Below are 2998 nucleotides of genomic sequence, written 5' to 3'. Positions count from 1 at the left end.
ACTCAAGCTGATTCACTTTCAAATCTTTCAGTTTCAGTTGCCGAAGACATTAAAAATACTCAACTTGACGCTAATCAAATAATCAATGAAGTATCTAAACATCGTGGTACCATTTTATTAAAAACTGCTCAAAAAATTAAAGCACAGAGTTTTTTAAAGACGTATCTCGAAAGTTTTCCTTCTGTTCCTTCGCCCGCTATAACTTTTCGTGTTGCCGGATTAGGACTAATCGAATTAGCGATTGACTACTCTGGGTCTACTTTCCGTATTTGCCTACCTTCAGATAAAATTATGGACAAATGTAAATTTCCAGTAACATACCCTACCCGAAGTAATAACCGTGCACTTTTTAACTTTTTAGCTACACCGCTTACTAATATTCGAGTGCTTGATCAGACTACCACTAAATTACTTGTTCAACTTGGTCTCGAATGTATAACGTCTCAATACCAACAGTTTAATCTTTCATTCCAAAATTTTAGATCATACGTTAATTCACTGGAAAAAAATGAAACCAATAAAACCAATGTAACGAGAAAAAAATTCGAAGACTCTATCTTGAATAGATATTTCTTTAGAGCTGCCAACAATAACATTTACGATATTAAGTCAACTGACATATCCACTATTGGCTTACTTATGTTGGTCAAACAATCCGTTGTCATCGATCAAACTTTTGCTACCTTCTCTTTAACGCCGAAATCTATTAATGCAGTATATAATGAGTTATATACCGAACAACAAATTATTTCCTAATAACTAACGTTAGCACAATAACCATCAGCAAAAACCTACAACTAAAATCAGTATTAAAATTCTGAATGCTCTGGAATTTTAATACTGATTTTTATTTTCGTTATCCTCGATTACTTCATTAATAATCGGCACCATAAAAACACCCTTAGTTTTTACTAATTACCTAATTTCTTTTTTCTTCATAACAGTGATCTGTTTTAATTATTAGAGTAAAATATTCATTAATACAACAATTAAATTAAAAACATTCTGAGGTGTTTTAAATGGTTCATACTGAACAAGATCAAGTAACAAGAGCACTGAGTCATATAAAATCTTTAACCCGCGACTTTCCCGAAAATATAAAGCCCAATACTGATTCCGATTGGTTTACGTTTGTTATCTATAACTATATTGTTAACGAAGATCCAAACTTTCAAGCGCTCACTGTTATTAACCAATATGCTAGTCAATTTGTTAATTCAGCGAATGATGGTGGTATCGATATGCTCGCATACGATGAAAAATCAGCTACTTTAAACATCATTCAGACCAAATATTCGTCCAACTTCACCGTTACCGGCGCAAATGCGGAAATTAGTAAAATAATGGCAACCATTCAAAAATTACATGAAAAAGATTTTTCTAATTTATCCAACAATCTTAAAGAAAAGTATAACGATCTCATCGCCAATTCTGAAAATACTAGCTACGCCATTACACTGGCCACAACTTCTGAATTCGATAAACAAAAGGTATTAGATTCTTTCTCTAAAAAAAAACGTTCACTCAAATCAGATGATATTTTGAAAAATGTGGATCTATCTATCTTTTTGAATAGTGACCTTAATGAAAAAATAAAGGCCGTCACAACTGGGATACAGCGTGTTCGAGAAGGTAAAATAACACTTATTAATGCTATTCCTCAAACCGATATTGATCGAGTTCAGTATATATCAAAAACCAAAATGGGCGCCTTCGTTAGTGCTAAAGCCAGCTCTATTAAAGAACTCTACGATCAATACGAAGATAAGGGGTTATTCGACCTTAATGTCAGAAAATATATCCGTCGAGCAGGAATTGATAGCGGTATTATTAAAACTATTCAAAAAGATTCCACAGAATTCTGGTTTCTTAACAATGGTCTAACAATCGCAACTTCTAGTTACGAAATTGACGGCAACGTCATTCATTTATATGATTTTTCCGTAGTTAATGGTGCGCAAACTACAACATTAATCGCAAATAACTTAAAAGGCGATCAAGAATTCGCTGTTCCCGTAAAAGTTATAGCACCATCAACAGATACAAAGGCTCATCTAAGTGACGATGAACTTGACGATTTCTTCTCTGGCGTATCCGAAGCTACTAATTCTCAAAAACCTATTCGACCACAAGATTTAAAAGCGAATACAAGAGAACTCAGGGAACTACATCGTAAATTAAAAGAACGCAATATTTTTCTAAAAATTAAGCAGGGCGTTAAACCCGACAAAAAATATTCGTACACAATCAAAATAGAGGATTTAGCTAAGATAATATATTCTTTTGTTAATCAACTTCCTGGTACAGCTCGTAGTAACGTCCGTTCTCTTTTCGATTCTAAGAGATATGATGATATTTTTATCAAACCTGGATATACCACAGATGATACTGATTCTTCTAAAATTGATTTTATTCAAGATTTAGTTACTCTATACTTCACTATCGATGATGTCCAAAGCGAAGATCTTAAATTCGCTCGAGCATCGATTACTGGAGATCAAGCTATTTTCAGTAACGGAAAATTAGCCATTATGCCTTATTCGGCATTATTTATCGCTATATAAATGGTGATGCACGTTCAATGGAAAGCGTTCATGATAATAAATTCGTTTATGGACATTTCTTGAATACCAATAATAAAAATTTCGATGCTAACATTTTAACTGTATTTCGACGCTTACTTCGTTTAATATCGAAAAATTATACATCCCACCTTAAATTAGATTCCAACATCACTATTACTAACCTTTTAAAAAAAGATAGTAGTTACTTGGAGATAGCACAAACATTATTAGAGAAAATGGCAGACTCCGAGCAAGCCGATCCTGACGATCCCGACCCACTTTATAACAGTTCAAAAATATTTTCTAGATTACACACTACCTCAAATGGTTGAATACTACTCTCTAATTTTAAATAGCGGTTATAAACCGTAAAAAAACGGGAGTTGCAAAATATTGATTCTCGTAAACACACTATAACCGCCATTTACAAAACA

General features: G+C 33.2%; 2 protein-coding genes. Both read left to right on the top strand.

Annotated elements, in window-relative coordinates:
* Window positions 1–756: hypothetical protein (locus JCM2765_RS17520; RefSeq protein ID WP_162231441.1), on the top strand; the 756-nt coding region annotated here is incomplete at its 5' end.
* 263 nt (window positions 757–1019) lie between these two features.
* Entirely contained in the window at window positions 1020–2564 is a 1545-nt protein-coding gene (locus tag JCM2765_RS16350) for an AIPR family protein (RefSeq protein WP_054737578.1), read from the top strand.
* The last annotated feature ends 434 nt before the right edge of the window (window positions 2565–2998 follow it).

It is taken from the genome of Secundilactobacillus similis DSM 23365 = JCM 2765 (genome assembly GCF_001311075.1).
Taxonomy (GTDB): Bacteria; Bacillota; Bacilli; order Lactobacillales; family Lactobacillaceae; genus Secundilactobacillus; species Secundilactobacillus similis.
Note: the sequence above shows the minus strand (reverse complement) of the source record. Positions and strands in the feature narration are given on the sequence as shown.

Excerpts from the sequence above, each read along its gene's own strand:
- JCM2765_RS16350 (WP_054737578.1), top strand. The coding sequence starts at position 1,020 with ATGGTTCATACTGAACAAGATCAAGTAACAAGAGCACTGAGTCATATA.